The organism is Sphingomonas sp. SUN039, assembly GCF_024758725.1.
GTDB lineage: Bacteria > Pseudomonadota > Alphaproteobacteria > Sphingomonadales > Sphingomonadaceae > Sphingomonas_O.
On sequence record NZ_CP096972.1, the window covers coordinates 249,648 to 266,593 of the forward strand.

15 protein-coding genes are annotated in these 16,946 nt (G+C 64.6%); 6 read left to right on the forward strand and 9 right to left on the reverse strand.

The window, feature by feature from the left end; translation table 11 throughout:
* Nucleotides 1–8 precede the first annotated feature (8 nt).
* The 3 genes from M0209_RS01270 to M0209_RS01280 all read left to right on the forward strand — a co-directional run bounded on the left by M0209_RS01270 (nt 9) and on the right by M0209_RS01280 (nt 5,412).
* The gene (locus M0209_RS01270) at nt 9–1,601 is read left to right on the forward strand and encodes a sulfotransferase (RefSeq protein ID WP_258886360.1); all 1,593 of its coding nucleotides are present in this window, start codon (nt 9–11) and stop codon (nt 1,599–1,601) included.
* Between the two features lie 96 nt (nt 1,602–1,697).
* Nucleotides 1,698–4,100, forward strand: coding sequence for a TonB-dependent receptor (locus M0209_RS01275; protein WP_258886361.1), 2,403 nt, complete (start codon nt 1,698–1,700; stop codon nt 4,098–4,100).
* A gap of 4 nt (nt 4,101–4,104) precedes the next feature.
* Nucleotides 4,105–5,412: an APC family permease gene (locus M0209_RS01280; protein ID WP_258886362.1), complete on the forward strand. Its 1,308-nt coding sequence runs from the start codon at nt 4,105–4,107 to the stop codon at nt 5,410–5,412.
* On the opposite strand, the gene M0209_RS01285 is transcribed toward M0209_RS01280, so the two are convergent.
* From M0209_RS01285 to M0209_RS01315, 7 genes are read right to left on the reverse strand one after another with little or no spacing between them, the layout of a single operon-like run.
* On the reverse strand, nt 5,409–6,695 hold the full coding sequence (locus M0209_RS01285; RefSeq protein ID WP_258886363.1) for a nucleotidyltransferase family protein: 1,287 nt from the start codon (nt 6,693–6,695) through the stop codon (nt 5,409–5,411). The two genes, M0209_RS01280 and M0209_RS01285, sit on opposite strands and share 4 nt — an antisense overlap.
* The gene (gene virB11 / locus M0209_RS01290; protein ID WP_258886364.1) at nt 6,692–7,708 is read right to left on the reverse strand and encodes a P-type DNA transfer ATPase VirB11; all 1,017 of its coding nucleotides are present in this window, start codon (nt 7,706–7,708) and stop codon (nt 6,692–6,694) included. The genes M0209_RS01285 and virB11 overlap by 4 nt, the downstream gene beginning before the upstream one ends.
* Entirely contained in the window at nt 7,705–8,814 is a 1,110-nt protein-coding gene (locus M0209_RS01295) for a TrbI/VirB10 family protein (protein ID WP_258886365.1), read from the reverse strand. The genes virB11 and M0209_RS01295 overlap by 4 nt, the downstream gene beginning before the upstream one ends.
* Nucleotides 8,814–9,476 carry a TrbG/VirB9 family P-type conjugative transfer protein gene (locus tag M0209_RS01300; RefSeq protein ID WP_258886366.1) on the reverse strand — a complete coding sequence of 221 codons (663 nt, stop codon included), beginning with the start codon at nt 9,474–9,476 and terminating at the stop codon, nt 8,814–8,816. The genes M0209_RS01295 and M0209_RS01300 overlap by 1 nt, the downstream gene beginning before the upstream one ends.
* 23 nt (nt 9,477–9,499) lie before the next feature.
* A complete protein-coding gene (locus tag M0209_RS01305; protein ID WP_258886367.1) occupies nt 9,500–10,294 on the reverse strand; it encodes a virB8 family protein in 795 nt (264 codons plus the stop codon).
* Nucleotides 10,291–11,505 (reverse strand): type IV secretion system protein, encoded by a 1,215-nt coding sequence (locus M0209_RS01310; RefSeq protein WP_258886368.1) that lies wholly within the window; start codon nt 11,503–11,505, stop codon nt 10,291–10,293. The genes M0209_RS01305 and M0209_RS01310 overlap by 4 nt, the downstream gene beginning before the upstream one ends.
* Before the next feature lie 8 nt (nt 11,506–11,513).
* Entirely contained in the window at nt 11,514–13,784 is a 2,271-nt protein-coding gene (locus M0209_RS01315) for a VirB4 family type IV secretion/conjugal transfer ATPase (RefSeq protein WP_258889533.1), read from the reverse strand.
* Here M0209_RS01315 and M0209_RS01320 point away from each other — a divergent pair.
* A complete protein-coding gene (locus tag M0209_RS01320) occupies nt 13,746–13,877 on the forward strand; it encodes a hypothetical protein (protein ID WP_258889700.1) in 132 nt (43 codons plus the stop codon). The two genes, M0209_RS01315 and M0209_RS01320, sit on opposite strands and share 39 nt — an antisense overlap.
* Here the strand turns inward: M0209_RS01320 and M0209_RS01325 are convergent.
* Complete coding sequence (locus tag M0209_RS01325; protein ID WP_258886369.1) at nt 13,865–14,149, reverse strand: type IV secretion system protein VirB3; 285 nt, start codon at nt 14,147–14,149, stop codon at nt 13,865–13,867. The genes M0209_RS01320 and M0209_RS01325 overlap by 13 nt on opposite strands.
* Before the next feature lie 4 nt (nt 14,150–14,153).
* Nucleotides 14,154–14,459 carry a TrbC/VirB2 family protein gene (locus M0209_RS01330; RefSeq protein WP_258889534.1) on the reverse strand — a complete coding sequence of 102 codons (306 nt, stop codon included), beginning with the start codon at nt 14,457–14,459 and terminating at the stop codon, nt 14,154–14,156.
* 196 nt (nt 14,460–14,655) lie between these two features.
* On the opposite strand from M0209_RS01330, the gene M0209_RS01335 reads away from it, so the two are divergent.
* The gene (locus M0209_RS01335) at nt 14,656–15,690 is read left to right on the forward strand and encodes a right-handed parallel beta-helix repeat-containing protein (RefSeq protein WP_258886370.1); all 1,035 of its coding nucleotides are present in this window, start codon (nt 14,656–14,658) and stop codon (nt 15,688–15,690) included.
* A gap of 201 nt (nt 15,691–15,891) precedes the next feature.
* Nucleotides 15,892–16,875, forward strand: a complete 984-nt coding sequence (locus M0209_RS01340) for a hypothetical protein (protein ID WP_258886371.1) — start codon at nt 15,892–15,894, stop codon at nt 16,873–16,875.
* Nucleotides 16,876–16,946 lie beyond the last annotated feature (71 nt).

The window sequence follows — 16,946 nt, forward strand, 5'->3', positions numbered from 1 at the left end:
GCGTCCCGATGACTGCCGAAACGATCACCGGCCTGCGCGATCCGCGACTGATGCAGGCGGCGCTGGCGCTGCACGACAACCGGCTGTCGGAAGCCGAGCCGCTGCTGCGCGCACACCTGAAGGCCGATCCGTTCGACGTCTATGCCATCCGCATGCTCGCCGAACTGGCGGGACGGATCGGGAGATACAGGGACGCCGAGAACCTGCTGCGCCGCGCGCTCGAACTGCGTCCGGCATTCGGTGCGGCGCGCGCCAACCTTGCGACCTGCCTTTACAAGCAGAACAAGCCTGCCGAGGCGATTGCCGAGCTCGACCGGGTCATGGTCGAGGATCCCGAGAATATCGGCCATTCGAATCTGAAAGCGGCGGCGCTTGGCAAGATCGGCGGGTTCGACGAGGCCATCGAGCTCTATGACGAAGTGCTGAAAGCGGCACCCGACCAGCCCAAGGTCTGGATGAGCTATGGCCATATGCTGAAAACCGTCGGGCGGCTCGACGACGGCGTGGCGGCATACCGGCGCGCCATCGGCATCGCACCGACGCTCGGCGAAGTATGGTGGAGTCTGGCCAATCTGAAGACGGTGCGGTTCGGCACGGAAGATATCGCGGCGATGCAGGCGGCGCTGGCGCAGGACGGGCTATCGGACGAGGACCGTTTCCACCTCGATTTCGCGCTCGGCAAGGCGTTCGAGGACGCGAAAGACCATGCGTCCGCCTTCGCCCATTATGACGCGGCCAACGCGCTACGCCGAGAGACCCAACCCTATAGCGCCCAAGAAAATAGCCGGTTTGTCGACCGCAGCATTGCTATCGCGACGCCGCAACTGTTCGCCGCCAAGGCAGGGCAGGGCTGCCCCGACCGCGCGCCGATTTTCGTGCTGGGGATGCCGCGCGCGGGATCGACTCTGGTCGAACAGATATTGTCGAGCCATTCGCTGGTCGAGGGGACATCGGAGCTGCCCGATATCCCGGCGCTGGCGCGGACCGGCGATTATCCCGAGCGGCTGGCCGACCTGTCGGCGGACGCGTTGCGCGGTTTGGGCGAGGATTATCTGAAGCGCGCTGCGATTCAGCGCCGCACCGACAAGCCGTATTTTATCGACAAGCTGCCCAACAACTGGGCGCATGTCCCCTTTATCCATCTCATCTTGCCGAATGCGGTGATCGTCGATGCGCGGCGGCATCCGATGAGCTGCTGTTTTTCCAACTTCAAACAGCATTTCGCGCGCGGGCAGGCGTTCAGCTATGCGCTCGACGACATGGGGCGGTATTATGCGGATTACGTCCGGCTGATGGCGCATATCGACCGCGTCCTGCCGGGGCGTGTGCACCGGGTGCTCTATGAGCAGATGGTCGACAGCAGCGAGGCCGAAATCCGCGCTCTGATCGCGGCATGCGGCCTGCCGTGGGAGGACGCCTGCCTGCGCTTTCACGAAACCGAACGCGCGGTGCGGACGCCGTCGTCCGAGCAGGTGCGCCGTCCGATTTTCCGCGACGGGGTGGAGGGGTGGCAGGGCTTCGCATCCTGGCTCGGCCCGCTCGAAGCGGCGCTCGGCGACGTCTTGACGTCATACCCGACGGCACCCGCACAGTGGCAATAGTGTCACTGTTGCGACGCAAGATGTCATCGATTGCATATTACGATTGATTTCGTTCCGGCCCCGTTGGACTTTGCCGCCAAACAACAGGGGGTCTTTATGACAATCCGTCGCACCATTTCTTCGCTGCTGCTCGCCACCACCGTGCTGGCGGGCGCACCGGCATTTGCCCAGACGCCGGCACCGGCCAACGACAGCGACGAGATCATCGTCACCGCGCAGAAGCGCGAGGAAAGCCTCCAGAATGTGCCGATCAGCATCCAGGCGATCGGGACGAAAAAGCTCGACCAGCTCAATATCTCTAACTTCAACGAATATGCCGCGCTGCTGCCCAGCGTGACGTTCCAGGCGGGAACTCCGGGCGCGACGCAGGTCTATATGCGCGGCATCGCGTCGGGCGGCGACGGCAACCACTCGGGTCCGCTGCCCTCGGTCGGTATCTATCTCGACGAACAGCCGGTGACGACGATCGACGGCGCGCTCGACATTCACATCTACGACATCGCCCGCATCGAGAGCCTGTCGGGACCGCAAGGCACGCTGTACGGTGCCTCGTCCGAAGCGGGCACGATCCGCATCATCACCAACAAGCCTTCGTCGGCAGGGTTCGAGGGGCGCGTCGATGGCGAACTCAACACCGTGTCCAAGGGCGGCATCGGCGGCAAGCTCGAGGGCATGATCAATGTGCCGCTCGGCGCGACTGCAGCGCTCCGCCTCGTCGGCTGGTACCAGAAAGATGCCGGTTACATCGATAGCATCGCGGGAACGCGGCGCTTCATCATTCCGGCGGGGACTGTGCTTGCCCCCGGCTATACCGGCACCGTAACCAATGCCGGACAGGTCAAGAGCGACATCAATACGCAGGACCTCTATGGCGGCCGTGCAGCGCTCAAGGTCGATCTCGACGACAATTGGACAGTCGACACCACGGTCATCGCGCAGGAGTCGCGCACCAAGGGCCGCTTCAGCGCCGACCAGTCGCTGGGCGACCTGCAGGTGCAGAGTTTCCAGCCCGAACTCAGCCGCGACCGCTTCATCCAGGGCGCGCTGACGATTCAGGGCAAACTCGGCAACTGGGACCTGACCTATGCGGGTGCCTATCTCGACCGCAAATCGCACGCCGAATCCGACTATACCGATTATGCCGAGGCCTATGATGCGCTCTATGCCGGGGCGGGCGGCGTCGCGGGCTATCAGTATTTCTTCAACGCAGCCGGCCAGACGATCGATTCGCGCCAGCGCATCATCGGTGACGACGCCTTCACCAAGCTGAGCCAGGAATTCCGCGTCGCCTCGCCGCAGGAAGACCGTTTCCGCGTCGTCGCGGGGCTGTTCTACCAACGCCAGACGCACTTGATCCGGCAGGACTATCAGGTGCCGGGTCTGGCTGCGAACCGGTCGGTCAACGGTCTGCCGGGCACGCTCTGGCTGACGCTGCAGAACCGCATCGACCGCGACTATGCGATGTTCGGCGAGGCGAGCTTCGACATCACGCCGAATTTGACGATTACGGCGGGCGGGCGCGCCTATATCTTCGACAATACATTGGCCGGGTTCAATGGTTTCGGCTCGCCGAACGCTGTCGGTGCCGGGGCCGGCGTCGGGCGCTGTTTCCGTGATGCAGCGGGTGCGCTGGTGCCGGCCACCGTGCCGGGCGGTCCGTGCCCCAACGTCGGCACGCAAATTCTTTCGGCATCGGGCGCGCTGACGACGACGGTGCTGCCCGCCAGATCGACAGGGCAGGGCTTTACCCACCGCGTCAACCTGACGTGGAAGCCCAACAGCGACCTGTTGTTCTATGGCACCTGGTCGCGTGGCTTCCGGCCCGGCGGCATCAACCGGCGTCCGGGACTTGCGCCGTACGGCGCGGACTTCCTGACCAACTACGAGCTCGGGTGGAAGACGACGCTGGCGGGCGGCAAGTTGCGCTGGAACGGCGCGGTCTATCTGCAGAAATGGAACGGGTTTCAGTTCGCGTTCCTCGGGCAAAACAGCCTGACGCAAATCCAGAACGGTCCCAATGCCGAGATCAAGGGGATCGAGACCGACGTTAACTGGACACCGGTCACGGGCCTGAGCCTGTCGGCGGCGGCTGCCTACACCGACGCAAAGACCACTTCGACCGTTGCGGGCCTTGCTGTGCCGGTCGGGACGCGTCTGCCGATCACGCCGCAGTTCAAGATCAGCGGCAATGCGCGGTACACTTTCGGCATGGGCGCGGTGAAGCCGTTCATCCAGGGCCTGATCAACCACCAGAGCGGGGCGAATCCGGCGCTGCGGGCGGGCGATATCGCGACCCTGGGACGCTTGCCGGCTTTTACCACCGGCGACCTGCGGCTGGGGGCAGATTTCGGCATGTTCACGGCGGAAATCTTTGCCGAGAATGTCTGGGATGCCCGCGCGCAGATCACGCGCGGCGTCCGGTGCAGCGTCTGTACGCGGGTCTATGCAACCTATGTGACGCCGCGAACGATCGGGTTGAAGGTCGGCGCGAAGTTCTAACCGGGTGAGCGGGAGCGAAACCTCTCCCGCTCCCGGCTCGGCTGAAGGCCGCCCGTTCGGCGTCTGGACTGCCGCCGCGCTTGTCGTCGGCGGGATGATCGGGGCAGGTGTCTTCGTGATGCCCGCGCAGCTTGCACCCTATGGCTGGACCGGGGTTGCGGGGTGGTCCGTTGCAATCCCCGGCGCGATGCTGCTCGCCTTTGTCCTTTCCCAGCTGGCCACTGCCCGTCCGGCGGCTTCGGGGGCAGTTGTCATCGTCGGCGAAGCGTTGGGGCCGCTGCCCGGCGTACTTGTGGGCTGGAGCTATTGGGTCGGCATCTGTTCGGCCAATGCCATCATCGCACTGACCGCTGTCCGCTATGGCGCGACGTTTGTTCCCGCGCTGACCGCGACGCCGCTGGCCACGGCACTTGGGGCGACGACGCTGATCTGGGCGCTGACGGCGCTCAACCTCGGCGGCGCGAAGGGCGCGGGCCGGTTTCAGGTCGTCACGACCTTGCTTAAACTGTTGCCGCTGTTTGCGGTGGTGCTCATCCTGCTCGGGCTGACGTTTACGGACGCCGCGCGGTTCTCCGCGCATCCCCATGCCCCGTTCGATGCGACGAAGCTGACGACGGTGCTGACCCTGTGCTTCTTTCCGCTCGTCGGGTTCGAGGCGGCATCGCTGGCGGCGGAACGGGTCCGCGATCCGGCGCGTAACGTGCTGCGCGCCACGCTTTACGGGACCGCGCTGACGGGGCTGCTCTATGTTGCCATCGGGAACGGTGTCGTCTTTGCGCTGCCGGCCGCACTCGTTGCCGGGTCGGACGCGCCGATTGCCTTGTTCGTCGAGCAGTTCTGGGGACGCGGCGCGGGGCTCGCCATTGCCGCATTCGCATCGATTGCGGCCATCGGCTGCCTCAATGGCTGGACGCTGATGCAGGGCGAAGTGCCGCTTGGCATGGCGCGCAGCGGTTTGATGCCCCCGTTTCTGGGCCGGACGAGCGACCGTGATGTACCGACGGTTGCGATCCTGTTGTCGAGCGCCTTTGCCAGCGCGCTGGTGCTGTCGGGGGCCATTCCGGGCCTCACTGGCGTGCTGACGTTCATGCTGCAGCTGACTACGGCGGCAACGGTGTGGCTCTATGTCGGGGCGTGCGCCGCCGCGCTGGCGCTCGGGATCGCGCGGCCGTTCGCGGCGGTCGGGCTGGTCTTTGCGGCCTGGGTGCTCTGGGGTTCGGGGACCGAGGCGTTGCTGCTCAGCATTGCGCTGATGCTGACCGCTATTCCGCTGTACTGGTTGCGGCCGGCCCAGATCGAAGAGCCGGTTTAGGTCGACCGGTCGACAGAGACCGCCCGCAATCTGCGCGGTAAGGCCCAGAGGAATATCGGAATACGAAAAAGATGAAAACGCCACCCATGGCCGTCTGCGTATCGCGCGCGCAGCTGGGGTTGGCTCCACGCTCCTATAAGGCTGGCTTTCGCACTTGAAAAATTCCCGCCGATGGTTGCGCCGCATATCCGCAATGCCGTTGCCATCGGAACGGATGTCACTTCACTGCCACCCAAGGGGTGCTGGATCGCAGCCAATGATATCCGGCGTTGCACGCGTTGAAGCAGGGAAAGCTGCGGTGTTACTGCCAAGTCCCGGCCAAGCAGGCTCTGGCATAGTGAAAGCGCGACCAGCGATGCGCTTTCGACGCCTTGCGCTACCGCGCTCTCGTGCAACATCGCGACATCGCGTCCCTCGAGAAACGCATTGAGATCGACCAGCCATTTGAGACGGCTCCAACCGTGAACGGCACCATGATAGCAAAGATACGGATACAACAGCCGATCGTTGAAAGTGGGAACCGAGACCGATCCGATGCTGACGTGCTGCGGTTCGGAATCGGCGTTCATGGTCTGCAACATTTCCTTGTTGTCGGAGATGCGCAGATGAAGCTCCACCACGATTCCTTGCGAATCTACAAATGCCACTTCTTTGGCCAGCCGCAGATATCGGTCGAAAGATGCGGGGTCCAAATTGCGTATCATCGCGGGGATAAACCCTGCGCCTCTCAGCCGATCGCAGGCTCGCTCCAGTGCGGCGGGCGCGATCAGCACATCGATATCTGCTGATCGCTTCAGCCCGAAATCCGAATAGGCGAGGCGTGCTAAGGTCGGTCCCTTGAAAAACCGGCAGGTAATCCCCGCCTCGGCGAAGCTTTGTGCCAAACGGGCGGTTTCGCGCGCCATATTTAGCGAATGTTGAACCTGCAATTCGACCGACTTCCGAAAAACAGACACGTGCGCGGCGGAAGTTTCGACGTTCGCCTTCCATATTGCATGGCTGGCAAGGGCAACGACGCCATGGCGACGCAAAAGGTCGAGGAAGATGATCCAGTCCACGCCAGTGTCGGCGGCTGCCCGTACCGCTTCCGGTTCGGGGGGCCATCGGCAGCATGCAAGCAGCAGCTGAAGCTCGTTGGAGAATGCGCGGTTGGTCATTTTTGTCGCTTTGGCGCGTTCAGAGCCGACGCCACGGGCGTGAGACCGTCGCATCTCTTGTTCGACAACCGCAAGCGCCGCAGATTGCTGACGCGCGCTGGCTTCGCACACTTCGCGTCCCTTCATGAAACGAGGCCGTCGCGACCGGACGAGGCCATGCGTACCTCAGTTACCCGCCGCCGACCGTCGACGCGCTCCAGCTGGACGAAGAGGTCGATGGTGCTGTTGACATAGTAACGGACATCGTCGCGATTCAGGCGCGACCCGCCCTGGAGGACAAGCAGCACGATCTGTTCGACCGCGCGTTCCGCGCTGTCGGCGTGGACGGTCGTCATCGAGCCGGGATGGCCCGAGTTGATGGCGCGCAGAAAGGCATAGGCCTCGTCGCCGCGCAATTCACCGAGCAGGATGCGGTTGGGGCGCAGGCGCAGCGAGGCAGCGACCAGATCGGTCGCTGAAACCCGTGCTTCGCCCAACTCGCCGCGGGCCGCGAGTAGCCCGACGTGATTGGGCTGGGAGACCTGCAACTCGGGCGTGTCCTCGATGAGGACGAGCCGCTCCTCAATCGGAATTTCACGAATCAGCGCGTTCAGAAACGTCGTTTTGCCCGTCGATGTACCGCCAGCGATCAGGATGTTGCGCCGCGCCTTGACGGCTTCGGCGAGTGCGCCCGCGATGTTCCGCTCGGCAAGCATCGCATTGATCCGCCGCGTCGTCTCGGCCCGTTCGGGCGCTTCGCCGCTCCGCGTAGCGGCAAAAGCGCCAGCCTCCGCATAGTCGGTGAGAGTCATGTCGCGGGCCAGATGCTTGCGTATGGCCACCGCAAGCGGACCGCGCGTCGCCGGTGGAGCGACAAGCTGGACGCGCGCGCCGTCTGGAAGTGTGGCCGAGAGCAAGGGATGCTCGCGGCTGATCCCTTGGTGCGAGAGTGCGGCGATCTGGCGTGCTAGCCGCGCAAGCGTTGCTTCGGACAGCAGGGGGGCTTGCTGCAGCTCGATCGCGCCCTCCGACGTTTCGATCCAAAGCTCGCCCGGGCGGTTGATGTAGATGTCGGTGACGTCGCTGCGGTCGAGCACGTCGGCGAGCGGCGCGAGAAAGGCCCTGAGGTAAACGCCCTCGGCCAGCGCGGGGCCAGTCATCGTTGCTGCTCGGTGCCAGTGAAGTCGAGGTCGCGGGCCGCGAAAATCGAGATGCTGGTGCCCTGGCGGACGCTGAGTGTGTTGGTGATCTGTTGCGGTGGGATGATCTGGGTTGCTTGGTCGGCAACGCCCTGCACGGCACCTGGCAGCAGGACGATCGTACTGCCCACGCCGCTGTTGCGCGTTGCAAGTGCAATGCCGATATCGAACGATGACTGCAGTATCGCGCCCGCGAACCGTTCGAAGAAATGCGTGTCGACCCGGGCGCGGATGCCGCCGCGACCGAGCGGGTCGGCGGCCGGCGAACCGATCGCAATTGTAACGCCGTCCGGTCGGATCAGCCGGACCCAGTTCACGAGTGCGCGGCGCTGCCCGGGGGCAGCATCGCTACGATATTCGCCGACGAGTCGGCTTCCGCGCGGGATCAGCACGCGCGTGCCATCGAAGCCACGCACGTCGCGCGAGACGATTGCACGGGCAAAACCCGGCCGGGTCGAATCGAGGGCCGTTTCCAGCACTGCCTGGATGATCGTGCCTTGCGGCACCGTCGTGGCGTTGTTCGCGAACATGCCGGAGCGGGCACGGGCAGTGCCGCTGGTCGTCCCCGGGGAGGAGCTGGCGGCAGCGCCCTGGCCTGCAACGGCGGTCGGGGCGGGGGCGCTTGTGTCGACGACGAGTACGGGGCCACTGGCTGCGCTGCGTTGCGGAACCGTATCCACGTTCTGGATGACCGGAGATGGCGACGGAACTGGCTGCGGTACATAGACGATGCGCGGTGCTGGCGGCTGGCGGGGCGGGGGCGGGGCGGGAGCGGGCTGTACGTCTTCGACGATCACGACCGGCCGTTCGGCGGGAATGAACAGGGGAGGTGGCGGCGCGGTGCCCGTCTGCATCTCGCTGGCGCGCGGACGCACAGCGGGTGCAGCCGCATCGCGGCGACGCGCATCGAGGATAGTGAAAAGGAGCAGGCCGGCGAGCACGGCGCCGCCGATCATCGCGACCGTAGATACGCCCGGACGGGGGAGGGCGACGACCGGGCGCACGCCAGCCTCAGCCGGCGGGTCGATCTCGATGCGCGGATCGCCGGTCGGACCCCTTATCGCCATTAGCGCAGGCCGTTGCCGCCGATGCGGGTCGCGCGCGCAAGCGCAGCATCGATGCGAAAGACCAGGCGGGGCACGACACTGTCGATGACGTAAAGGCCGTCGCGCATGTTGCCGTTGACCAGCTCTTCCTGTCCGCGCGCATTGACCGCATAAACGGCGGGCAGCGCGGCTTCGCCCGGCCATTCGATGTAGGTGCGGCGGCCGTCGTCGCTGATCCGGCTCGGCCTGACCGCACGTGCGCCGCTCAACCGGTATCGCCCTTCGGCGAGCGGTGCTTGTTCGACTTCGCTATCGGCAACCTTGCCATCGCCCGGATAACGGAACCGGTAGATATAGGGCATGTCCCCGACATTGCCCGGCAAAAGGTCGAAGGCATAGGTCCGCACGTTGGTCACGACCGTCATGTTGGTTGCGACACCGCCCAGCAGTGGCTTGACGAAAAGGTGGTCGCCCCGTCGATTCGCTGTGACCTGCCAGGCCCCGGCGTCGCCCACACCAACGCTCTCGACACGTTCGTCGGCGTTCAGCTCGATTGTGACCTGATAGCCCGTCGCTGCCTGCACCCGGAACACCTGATCGAGCGCATAGTCGACGGTTAGCAGGCGCGGATCGCCACTGACAGGCGGCGGAACCTGCGCGGCGAGCGGCGTGGACAGCCCCACTAGCAGCAAGAGCCACCAAGCTTTCACAGTTCGACCGGGGGCTGCGGCGGCCGCTGTGGTTGTGCGCGGGGCGGGGCGGGGGTGCGTGCGCGCCGGATCACGACCGGCTCCGGCAGGGCGGTTGGCGCGGCTTCGACGGGCAGCGCTTCGGCGTCGCGGCGGTAGCGCAGCACCTGAAAGCCGAGCGGATTAATCATCCGGTCTTCGAGCCGCATCGGCTCGCCCGAGAAGCGGTAGCGGATCGTCGCAACCCAGGCCTGCGGCGGCTGTGCCTGGCCGCCCGCATCGCGCCGACGCGTCTCGAAGCGCACCATCGCGACATTGTCCGACAAGGGCGAGACGCTTTTGACCAGAGTTTCGATAACGGTCGATCGCGGATAGCGGACGAGCGGACTGTCCGGACTGGAGGCCTGCATCGCGGCGACATAGGAGCTCCGCGCCCCTTCGTTCGACCACAGGGCGACGCGGCGGTACCGATCCTGAATCGAATTGGCGTCATATCCCTCGCGCCCGATGACATATTGGACGAGGAAGCTTTGCGTCAGCGCCTTGTCCCCCGAAATACGCTGCGGATCGAGCGGAGCGAGCGCCTGAACGAAGCCCGTGTTGCGGTCGACGAGCAGGGTATAGGGTTCGACGGTCTTCAGCGGCGTCAGCAGCAGCAGCGCAAAAGCTTCGAGTGTGGCAACGACCACGGCTGCCGCCGCGACCAGCCACGCTACCTTTCGCGACGAGAGCAGCGCGTCGCGCCGATCGTTCGCCCAGCTGTCCGCCTCGAAATAATAGGCATCGAGCGACTCGCGGCTCTGCTTGTTCATGCGGCATCCCTTCTGCCCGACGCGGCGGAGACGCGGCCCGAAGTCCTGCGGCGAAAACTCTGCCCGAGCGGTACCGGCGGCGCGAAAGGTGTACTACTATCCGATGCAGCGACTGCAACCCGTCGGCGCGGCGCGCCGCCGGGGCCGCTCGCGCCGACCACGGCTTGTGCGACCTCACTTTCGCGACGCTGGTTGGCGGCAACGGCGTCCGCGACGGCGGCGGCGCGCGGTCGGTCCCGATCTGCAGCGGCGGTGCGCTCGATCGATTGGGGCAGGAAACGGCGTTCCTCCAGCGCGGCGGTCGATATTTCACGCAGCGATTGGGCGCGCCACCACGGCAGGCGAAACCCGAGCGCCAGCCGGACGCTGGCGGCAAGGATAGCGGCCAGAACCAGAGCAAAGACCAGCGCGATCATGAGCAACTCGACCGCCGCACCGGGGATGGCCTCGCCCGCACCGCGCCGTACGATAAGCTCGGCAAGGCGTGGCTCCAAGAAAGCCAGCTCGACACCCAGCGCGATGCTCGTACCCAGCGCGCCGAGCGCTGCCCCGGCAAGCCCGCGCACCCAGCCTTCGAACAACCCGCGCGTGCCGTCGAAGAGCAGAAAGCCAATGAACAGCGGCCCGAGCGCAAGCAGCAGACCGGCGACGAGCCGCGCCGCCGCCAGCGCTGCCGCAGTTCCGGTCAGATAAGCGAGCCGCGCGCCGGCCAGCCCCCAGCCGTCGAAAAGCGTGGGCGGCGGAACACCCGGTCCCGCCACCACGGCTGAGGCGGGAATGGTCTGCTCGATCACGGCCAGCGTGAGGAAAGCCTGATCCAGCCCGTCGAGGCGCTGGACTAACCCGCCGCTGACGCCGGGAAGCGCGGCCGGCGCGCCGATCTCGGTTGCCAGTTCGGCAGGCGCCTTCAGCACGACATCGTAGACGAGCGTCTGATACGCGGGCCAACTCGCCGCCAGAGCGAGCACGATGCCGATCTTGATGATCGACAGAAACCCGTCGCGCACGCCCGGCGTCTGACCGAACAGCATACGATAGCCGAGCAACGCCACGAACAAGGTAAGCAGCCCTGTGAGCGCGAGTGAAACGCTCGAGCCGGGCGCGGCCAGCGCCTGATAGCCGCCGCCGCCGAGTGCAATCGTCTGGCAATCGAGATAGTCGAGCAGGCCTCCCAGCAGCCCCTGGTCGATCGACGGTGCAGTGCACGGCACGGGGTCCATTATGCGACCTCCAGCAGGCGCGGCAACCAGTCAGCCGGATCGTCGCCCGTCGTCGCCCGGATATCGTCGAGCAGCCGGACGGTGCGCTCGCGCCCGGACAAAATGGTCAAAATGTCACGCTCGCCGGTCAGATTGAGCCGGGCAACGACGCTGTCGGAACCATGTTTGATCAGAAAGCAGTGCGCGCTGTCGGGCAGCGTGCGGATCAGTTCGTACTCGTGCGTCGTCAGGCCGAAACCGTCGATGTAATCGGCGGCGCGCGCCTTTGGATTTGCCATGAAGATTTGCGTCGCCGCCTGCTCGATGATGGCGCTCGCAATGCGGCTTTCAAGCGCGTCCTGCGCGCTTTGGGTGGCAAAACCGACGATGCCATTCCTTTTACGGATCGTCTTTTCCCAATCCTTGATCCGGCGGACAAAAACGTCGTCGTCCAGTGCCTTCCAGCCTTCATCGACGACGATGATCGCGGCCGAACCGTCGAGCCGCTCCTCGACCCGGTGGAAAAGGTACATCATCGCCGGCGTCCGCAGCGCGGGATCGTCGAGGATCGCGGTCATATCGAACCCGACAGTCGGCGCGGCAAGGTCGGTCAGGTCGGCCTCGTTGTCGAAGAGCCAAGCGCGCTCCCCCTCGCCCCACCAGGGCGCAAGCCGCGACCAGAGGTCGGCCCCGTGCGGCCGCTGCCCGCCGCGTAGCAATTCGGCGAGATGACGCAAACGGCGATGGCCAGCGGGCTGTTCGAAATTGGCCGCGACCGCGTCCTTGATCCGCACCGCTTCATCGACATCGGTCCCACCCGCGAGCAGGCCGAGCCAGTCGATCAAGAACTGGCGGTTGACGGCATTGTCGTCGAGCTGGAGCGGGTTGAGGCCCGAGGGTTGGCCCGGCCGAAGCAGATCGTAGCGTCCGCCGATAGCGCGGATGAAGAGTTCTGCGCCGCGATCCTTGTCGAAAAAGACGATGCGCGGCTTGAACTTGCGCGCTTGGGCAAGGAGGAAATTGAGCACGACCGTCTTGCCCGAACCCGACGGGCCGATAATCGTGAAATTGCCGAGATCGCCCTGATGAAAGTTGAAATAATAGGGTCCGGCGGCTGTGGTTTCGAGCAGGGTTACGGCTTCGCCCCAATGATTGCCCGCAGCCTGGCCGAGCGGAAAATTATGCCCCGAGGCGAGGCTGGCAAAGTTGCCGGTCGAGACGAGGCCACGTCGTGCGATATATTTGAAGTTTCCTGGGAATTGCGCCCAGAAAGCGGGTTCGAGCGCCATTTCCTCGCGCACTGCGATGATACCGAGATCGGCAAGGCCCGCCTGCGCTTCGGCCACCCCGTCGTCGACGCCGCCCGGCGTGTCGGCGCGGATCGCGATCGTCATGTGATGCTCGCCGAAGCCCGCGCGCCCCGCAGCGACCTCATCCTTGGCGGTAGAAAGGTCGGCCCGCAAGCTCAGCGCCTCGTCCTCGGCCGAGCGCATCCGCCGCAGCGCCAGATTCATCCGGCCCAGCGCCGCCTGCCTGTCGACAAAGGCGAAACTTTGCGAAACGACCATCTCGTACGGAAGCCGCAAAAGCTCGTCGAGCATGCCGGGCGCGGTCTGCCCCGGATAGTCCTTGATCGACACCATCCCGATAAAGCTGCGCGGACTTGCTCCCGCTGCGCCGAGCTCGACCGTTTCCTGACCAAAGCTGACCCGGCGATAGGGGAGGTAGGCACCAAGATCCTGCGTCGGCATCAGGACCGGGCGGAGTTCGCCATTGTAAAGCGAAGACAGGAGTTCGAGCGGCTCCGAGCAAATTCCCTGCGCAGTTTCATAAACGCCGAGCAAACGCGGCCCGTAATTGCCGAGCGCCGCGATCAGCGCGTCGCGCGCCGCGTCGAGCTGGCGTAATTCATATGCCGCCGCAGCGGCCGCGTCGTCGGTCTGTCGCACGAGCATCGCACGGAGGCGGTCGAGGCCGCCGCCGGCGGTTCGTGCCGGTCGCCGCATCAACGTCAGGAAAAGCTCGTTGACGTAGAGCCGCTTGCCCGAAAGCCGCCCGCGCCAGGCAGCGTCGAGGCGGTGCGAGAAATCGTCCTGATGATCCGCCGCCATGCTCGGCTCGACCCGTCGCCGGACGATGTGATGATAAAGGGCGAAGCGCGACGAACCGATTGCTTGCAGCATCGCGTCGCGCAACCGCTTGCGGTAATTGAGCTCGTCGGTATCAGCCGTCTCGAACAGCAGGCCGCGCAGATGAATACTCTGCATGAGCATGCCGTCGCGCGTTTCGATCGTGTGGTCGTCGACATGGCGCGCGAAGGGAAGGTGGTGACCGGCGGGACGCTCGCGGGCGACAGTACGTCGGTCGGCGCTCAGGGCCGGTAGGAGTTGCATCGCCAGATCGCATGGTTGCGGATGCGCGGCGTCCGGCTGACGCGGGTAATCCACAGGTCGAAGAAGCGCGGCTCGCGCAGGCAGAGCAGCACACCGACGCCGTGGATGATCAAGGCCACGACCAGCGCCCAGATCGAGCCGAAGATCAGGAACAGCTCGGTCGCGATCACCATGTTCGCGATGAAATAGGAATAAGTGACCCCGGCGAACATTTGGGGCCGCGTCAGCGCGACGAACAATGTGTCCCGCTCGATGCCGTTCATGGCGCTAGTTTCCGAGACCGGCGGTCGATTGGATTCCGGCGACAATGCTCGCGGCACCGAACAGAATGAAGCAGCCGATGATCACGGTTGCGCCATAGCGCCAGTTGATCCGCCCGGTGAGCATAAGCAGGCCGACCGAGGCAACCGCGATCACCGCGACAACGGTCGCGACGGTGCCAAGCAGGGTGCCCTGAAGCCAGCGCACTGCCGAGACGACCACTCCGGACCCGGCGGGATCTGCCAGCGACGATTGGGCAAAGGCAGCCGTGGACCAGAGCGTGGCGCAGATCGTGCTCCCCGCCTTCCTCAATAATCTGATCGAAAGTCCCGCCAACGGCTGCCGCCCCCTGATTCGTTGCCATCGGGATACTGCGCGCTCGTGCTACCCTTGCCAAGTGCGAGGACCGGGACACGGTCTGGCGGGTCGGCGAACGGCGATTTTTTCGCGTCGATAATGCCGCTCCAGCCTGACGAGGTTTCGGTTCCGCAACGGGTCGAAACGGGCTATGCCAGTGGTGCTTGAGTATGCGTTCCTCTCCACAGGGAAGGGTACCGAAATGGCTAAAAATCGAAAAATAACGAAACTTTTCATGGCGATCGCAGCGATCGCCGCGACAATGGGCACGGCGGCTTACGGGCAGGCGACTCGAACCTGGGTGTCCGGCGTCGGCGATGACCTCAACCCATGCAGCCGGACGGCCCCGTGCAAGACCTTTGCCGGCGCGATCTCCAAAACTGCAGCCAGCGGCGAAATCAACTGTCTCGATCCGGGAGGTTTCGGGTCGGTAACAATCACTAAGGCGCTTACGATCGCCTGCGATACGACCGAGGGCGGCATTCTCGCCGCCGGTGCGGGCGTCAGCGGCATCGTGGTCAATGCAGCTGCTACGGACGCGGTGTTCCTCAGCGGCCTCGATATCCACGGCGCGGGCACGGCGAGCAACGGGATCAGGATCATCGCCGGAGGATCGGTGCACATCCAGAACAGCCAGATTCACGGTTTTCGGGCAGCCAGCGGCGTGGGCATTTCGTTCCAGCCGAGCGGCGCCACACAGCTGACCGTGGTCAAGACGACGATTGCCAACAACGGCAGCGGCGCAACCGGGGGCGGAATCCTTATCCAGCCTACTGGCGCTTCGGGAACCGGCCGCATCGTCCTGCGCAATGTCGATGTTCAGAACAATGCCAATATCGGCATCAGGGTCGATACAACCGGCAATACCGCTGCGGCCGGAGTCAACATGTCGATCGACGGCTCTTCGAGCACCGGAAATGGGACCGGCATCAGTGTGCTCACCCCGGCCGGCACAACGGCGGCCGTATTGATGATCAATGGCGTCTTGGTCGCGAATAATTCGGGAACGGGCATCGTGGTCAACGGGGCTGCCGCCCGCGCCCGTGTCGGAAATTCTACCATCACGAGCAACGGCGTTGGGGTCTCCCAAACCGGCGGCGGCATTGTGTTCACCTACGGAAACAACCGTAACGACGCGAACACCACCGACGGCACATTCCAGGCTCCGGTCGAACCGCAAGAATAGGGTTTTGGTTACGGCAGGGGTCCATGCGGACTTCCTGCCGTAGCTGCCACCAACAATTCAAAATATGTACTGTTCTGGGGCTGCCGCTGGCTCTGGACAGCCTTAGCCACGCCCCGCTATGTTACGCTTCGGAAACGGCGCACACGGGCTCGCACCCAGACGCCTGAAGGGGCGCTTCATATCCAATTGGAAGGGTGAAGAATGGCTAGGAATCGGATTTGGTCGACGCTGGCGATGGCGTTTGCCGCACTTACCGCATGCGTCGGGACGGCGGCTTACGGTCAGGCCACGCGTACTTGGGTGTCCGGCGTCGGTGACGACGTCAACCCGTGCAGTCGCACCGCGCCGTGCAAGACCTTTGCCGGGGCAATTTCGAAGACAGCGTCGGGCGGCGAGATCAATTGCCTCGATCCCGGCGGCTATGGCACGCTGACGATCACGAAGTCGATAACGGTCGACTGCACCGGCACCTTCGGAAGTTCGCTCAATTCCGGCGGCATCAATGGCTTCATCATCAACGACTCGGCATCCGGGACGCCGGGAACGGCGGAAGTGGCCCTCCGTGGTCTCAGCATCGACGGCGCCGGCACCACGCAGGGCCTCAACGGCATCCGCTTCATCTCCGGAAACTCGCTGACCGTCGAAAATGTACTGATCAACAATCAGGGCAGCGGTAACGGTATTTCCTTCGCGCCGGTCACGTCGGCGCGGCTCTATGCTGTCAACCTGACGGTCGTGTACAGCGGTAGTGGCACGACGGGCGCAGGCATCTTGATCAAGCCAACCGGAACCGGGGCGGCCAATGTTCACCTCGAAGACGTCCGCCTTGTGGGGAACGCGGGCTCTGGACTCGAAGTCGACACGACCGGGTTAACCGGCTCATCGAGCAATATCGTCGTTGTCCGCGGGGCCTTTTCCGGCAGCCGTAATGGCGTGTCGGTCACCGGCCCCGCCGGAACGCCGGGTGCGAGCGTCAACATCACCGACTCGTCGATCAGCGGAAATATCGTGAACGGCCTGCTGGCGACCGGGCCTTTGGCACAGATTCGCATCGCGAACTCGCTGATCTCGGGAAATACCAACGGCATCCTGAGCAGCGGCGCGACGATCGTGAGCTTCGGTCAAAACAGCCTGATGGGTAATGGCTCGAACGGATCGTTCAGCGGCACTATTCCGCAGAACTGACCGACGCTCGCCGGTTTCAGGCCGATCCATGTCCGCTGGGGGTGCACGCCGCCAGCGGACATTGTTTTCAG

Excerpts from the sequence above, each read along its gene's own strand:
- M0209_RS01270 (WP_258886360.1), top strand. The coding sequence starts at position 9 with ATGACTGCCGAAACGATCACCGGCCTGCGCGATCCGCGACTGATGCAG.
- M0209_RS01275 (WP_258886361.1), top strand. The coding sequence starts at position 1,698 with ATGACAATCCGTCGCACCATTTCTTCGCTGCTGCTCGCCACCACCGTG.
- M0209_RS01285 (WP_258886363.1), bottom strand. The coding sequence starts at position 6,695 with ATGAAGGGACGCGAAGTGTGCGAAGCCAGCGCGCGTCAGCAATCTGCG.
- virB11 (WP_258886364.1), bottom strand. The coding sequence starts at position 7,708 with ATGACTGGCCCCGCGCTGGCCGAGGGCGTTTACCTCAGGGCCTTTCTC.
- M0209_RS01295 (WP_258886365.1), bottom strand. The coding sequence starts at position 8,814 with ATGGCGATAAGGGGTCCGACCGGCGATCCGCGCATCGAGATCGACCCG.
- M0209_RS01305 (WP_258886367.1), bottom strand. The coding sequence starts at position 10,294 with ATGAACAAGCAGAGCCGCGAGTCGCTCGATGCCTATTATTTCGAGGCG.
- M0209_RS01320 (WP_258889700.1), top strand. The coding sequence starts at position 13,746 with ATGAATACTCTGCATGAGCATGCCGTCGCGCGTTTCGATCGTGTGGTC.
- M0209_RS01325 (WP_258886369.1), bottom strand. The coding sequence starts at position 14,149 with ATGAACGGCATCGAGCGGGACACATTGTTCGTCGCGCTGACGCGGCCC.
- M0209_RS01335 (WP_258886370.1), top strand. The coding sequence starts at position 14,656 with ATGCCAGTGGTGCTTGAGTATGCGTTCCTCTCCACAGGGAAGGGTACC.
- M0209_RS01340 (WP_258886371.1), top strand. The coding sequence starts at position 15,892 with ATGGCTAGGAATCGGATTTGGTCGACGCTGGCGATGGCGTTTGCCGCA.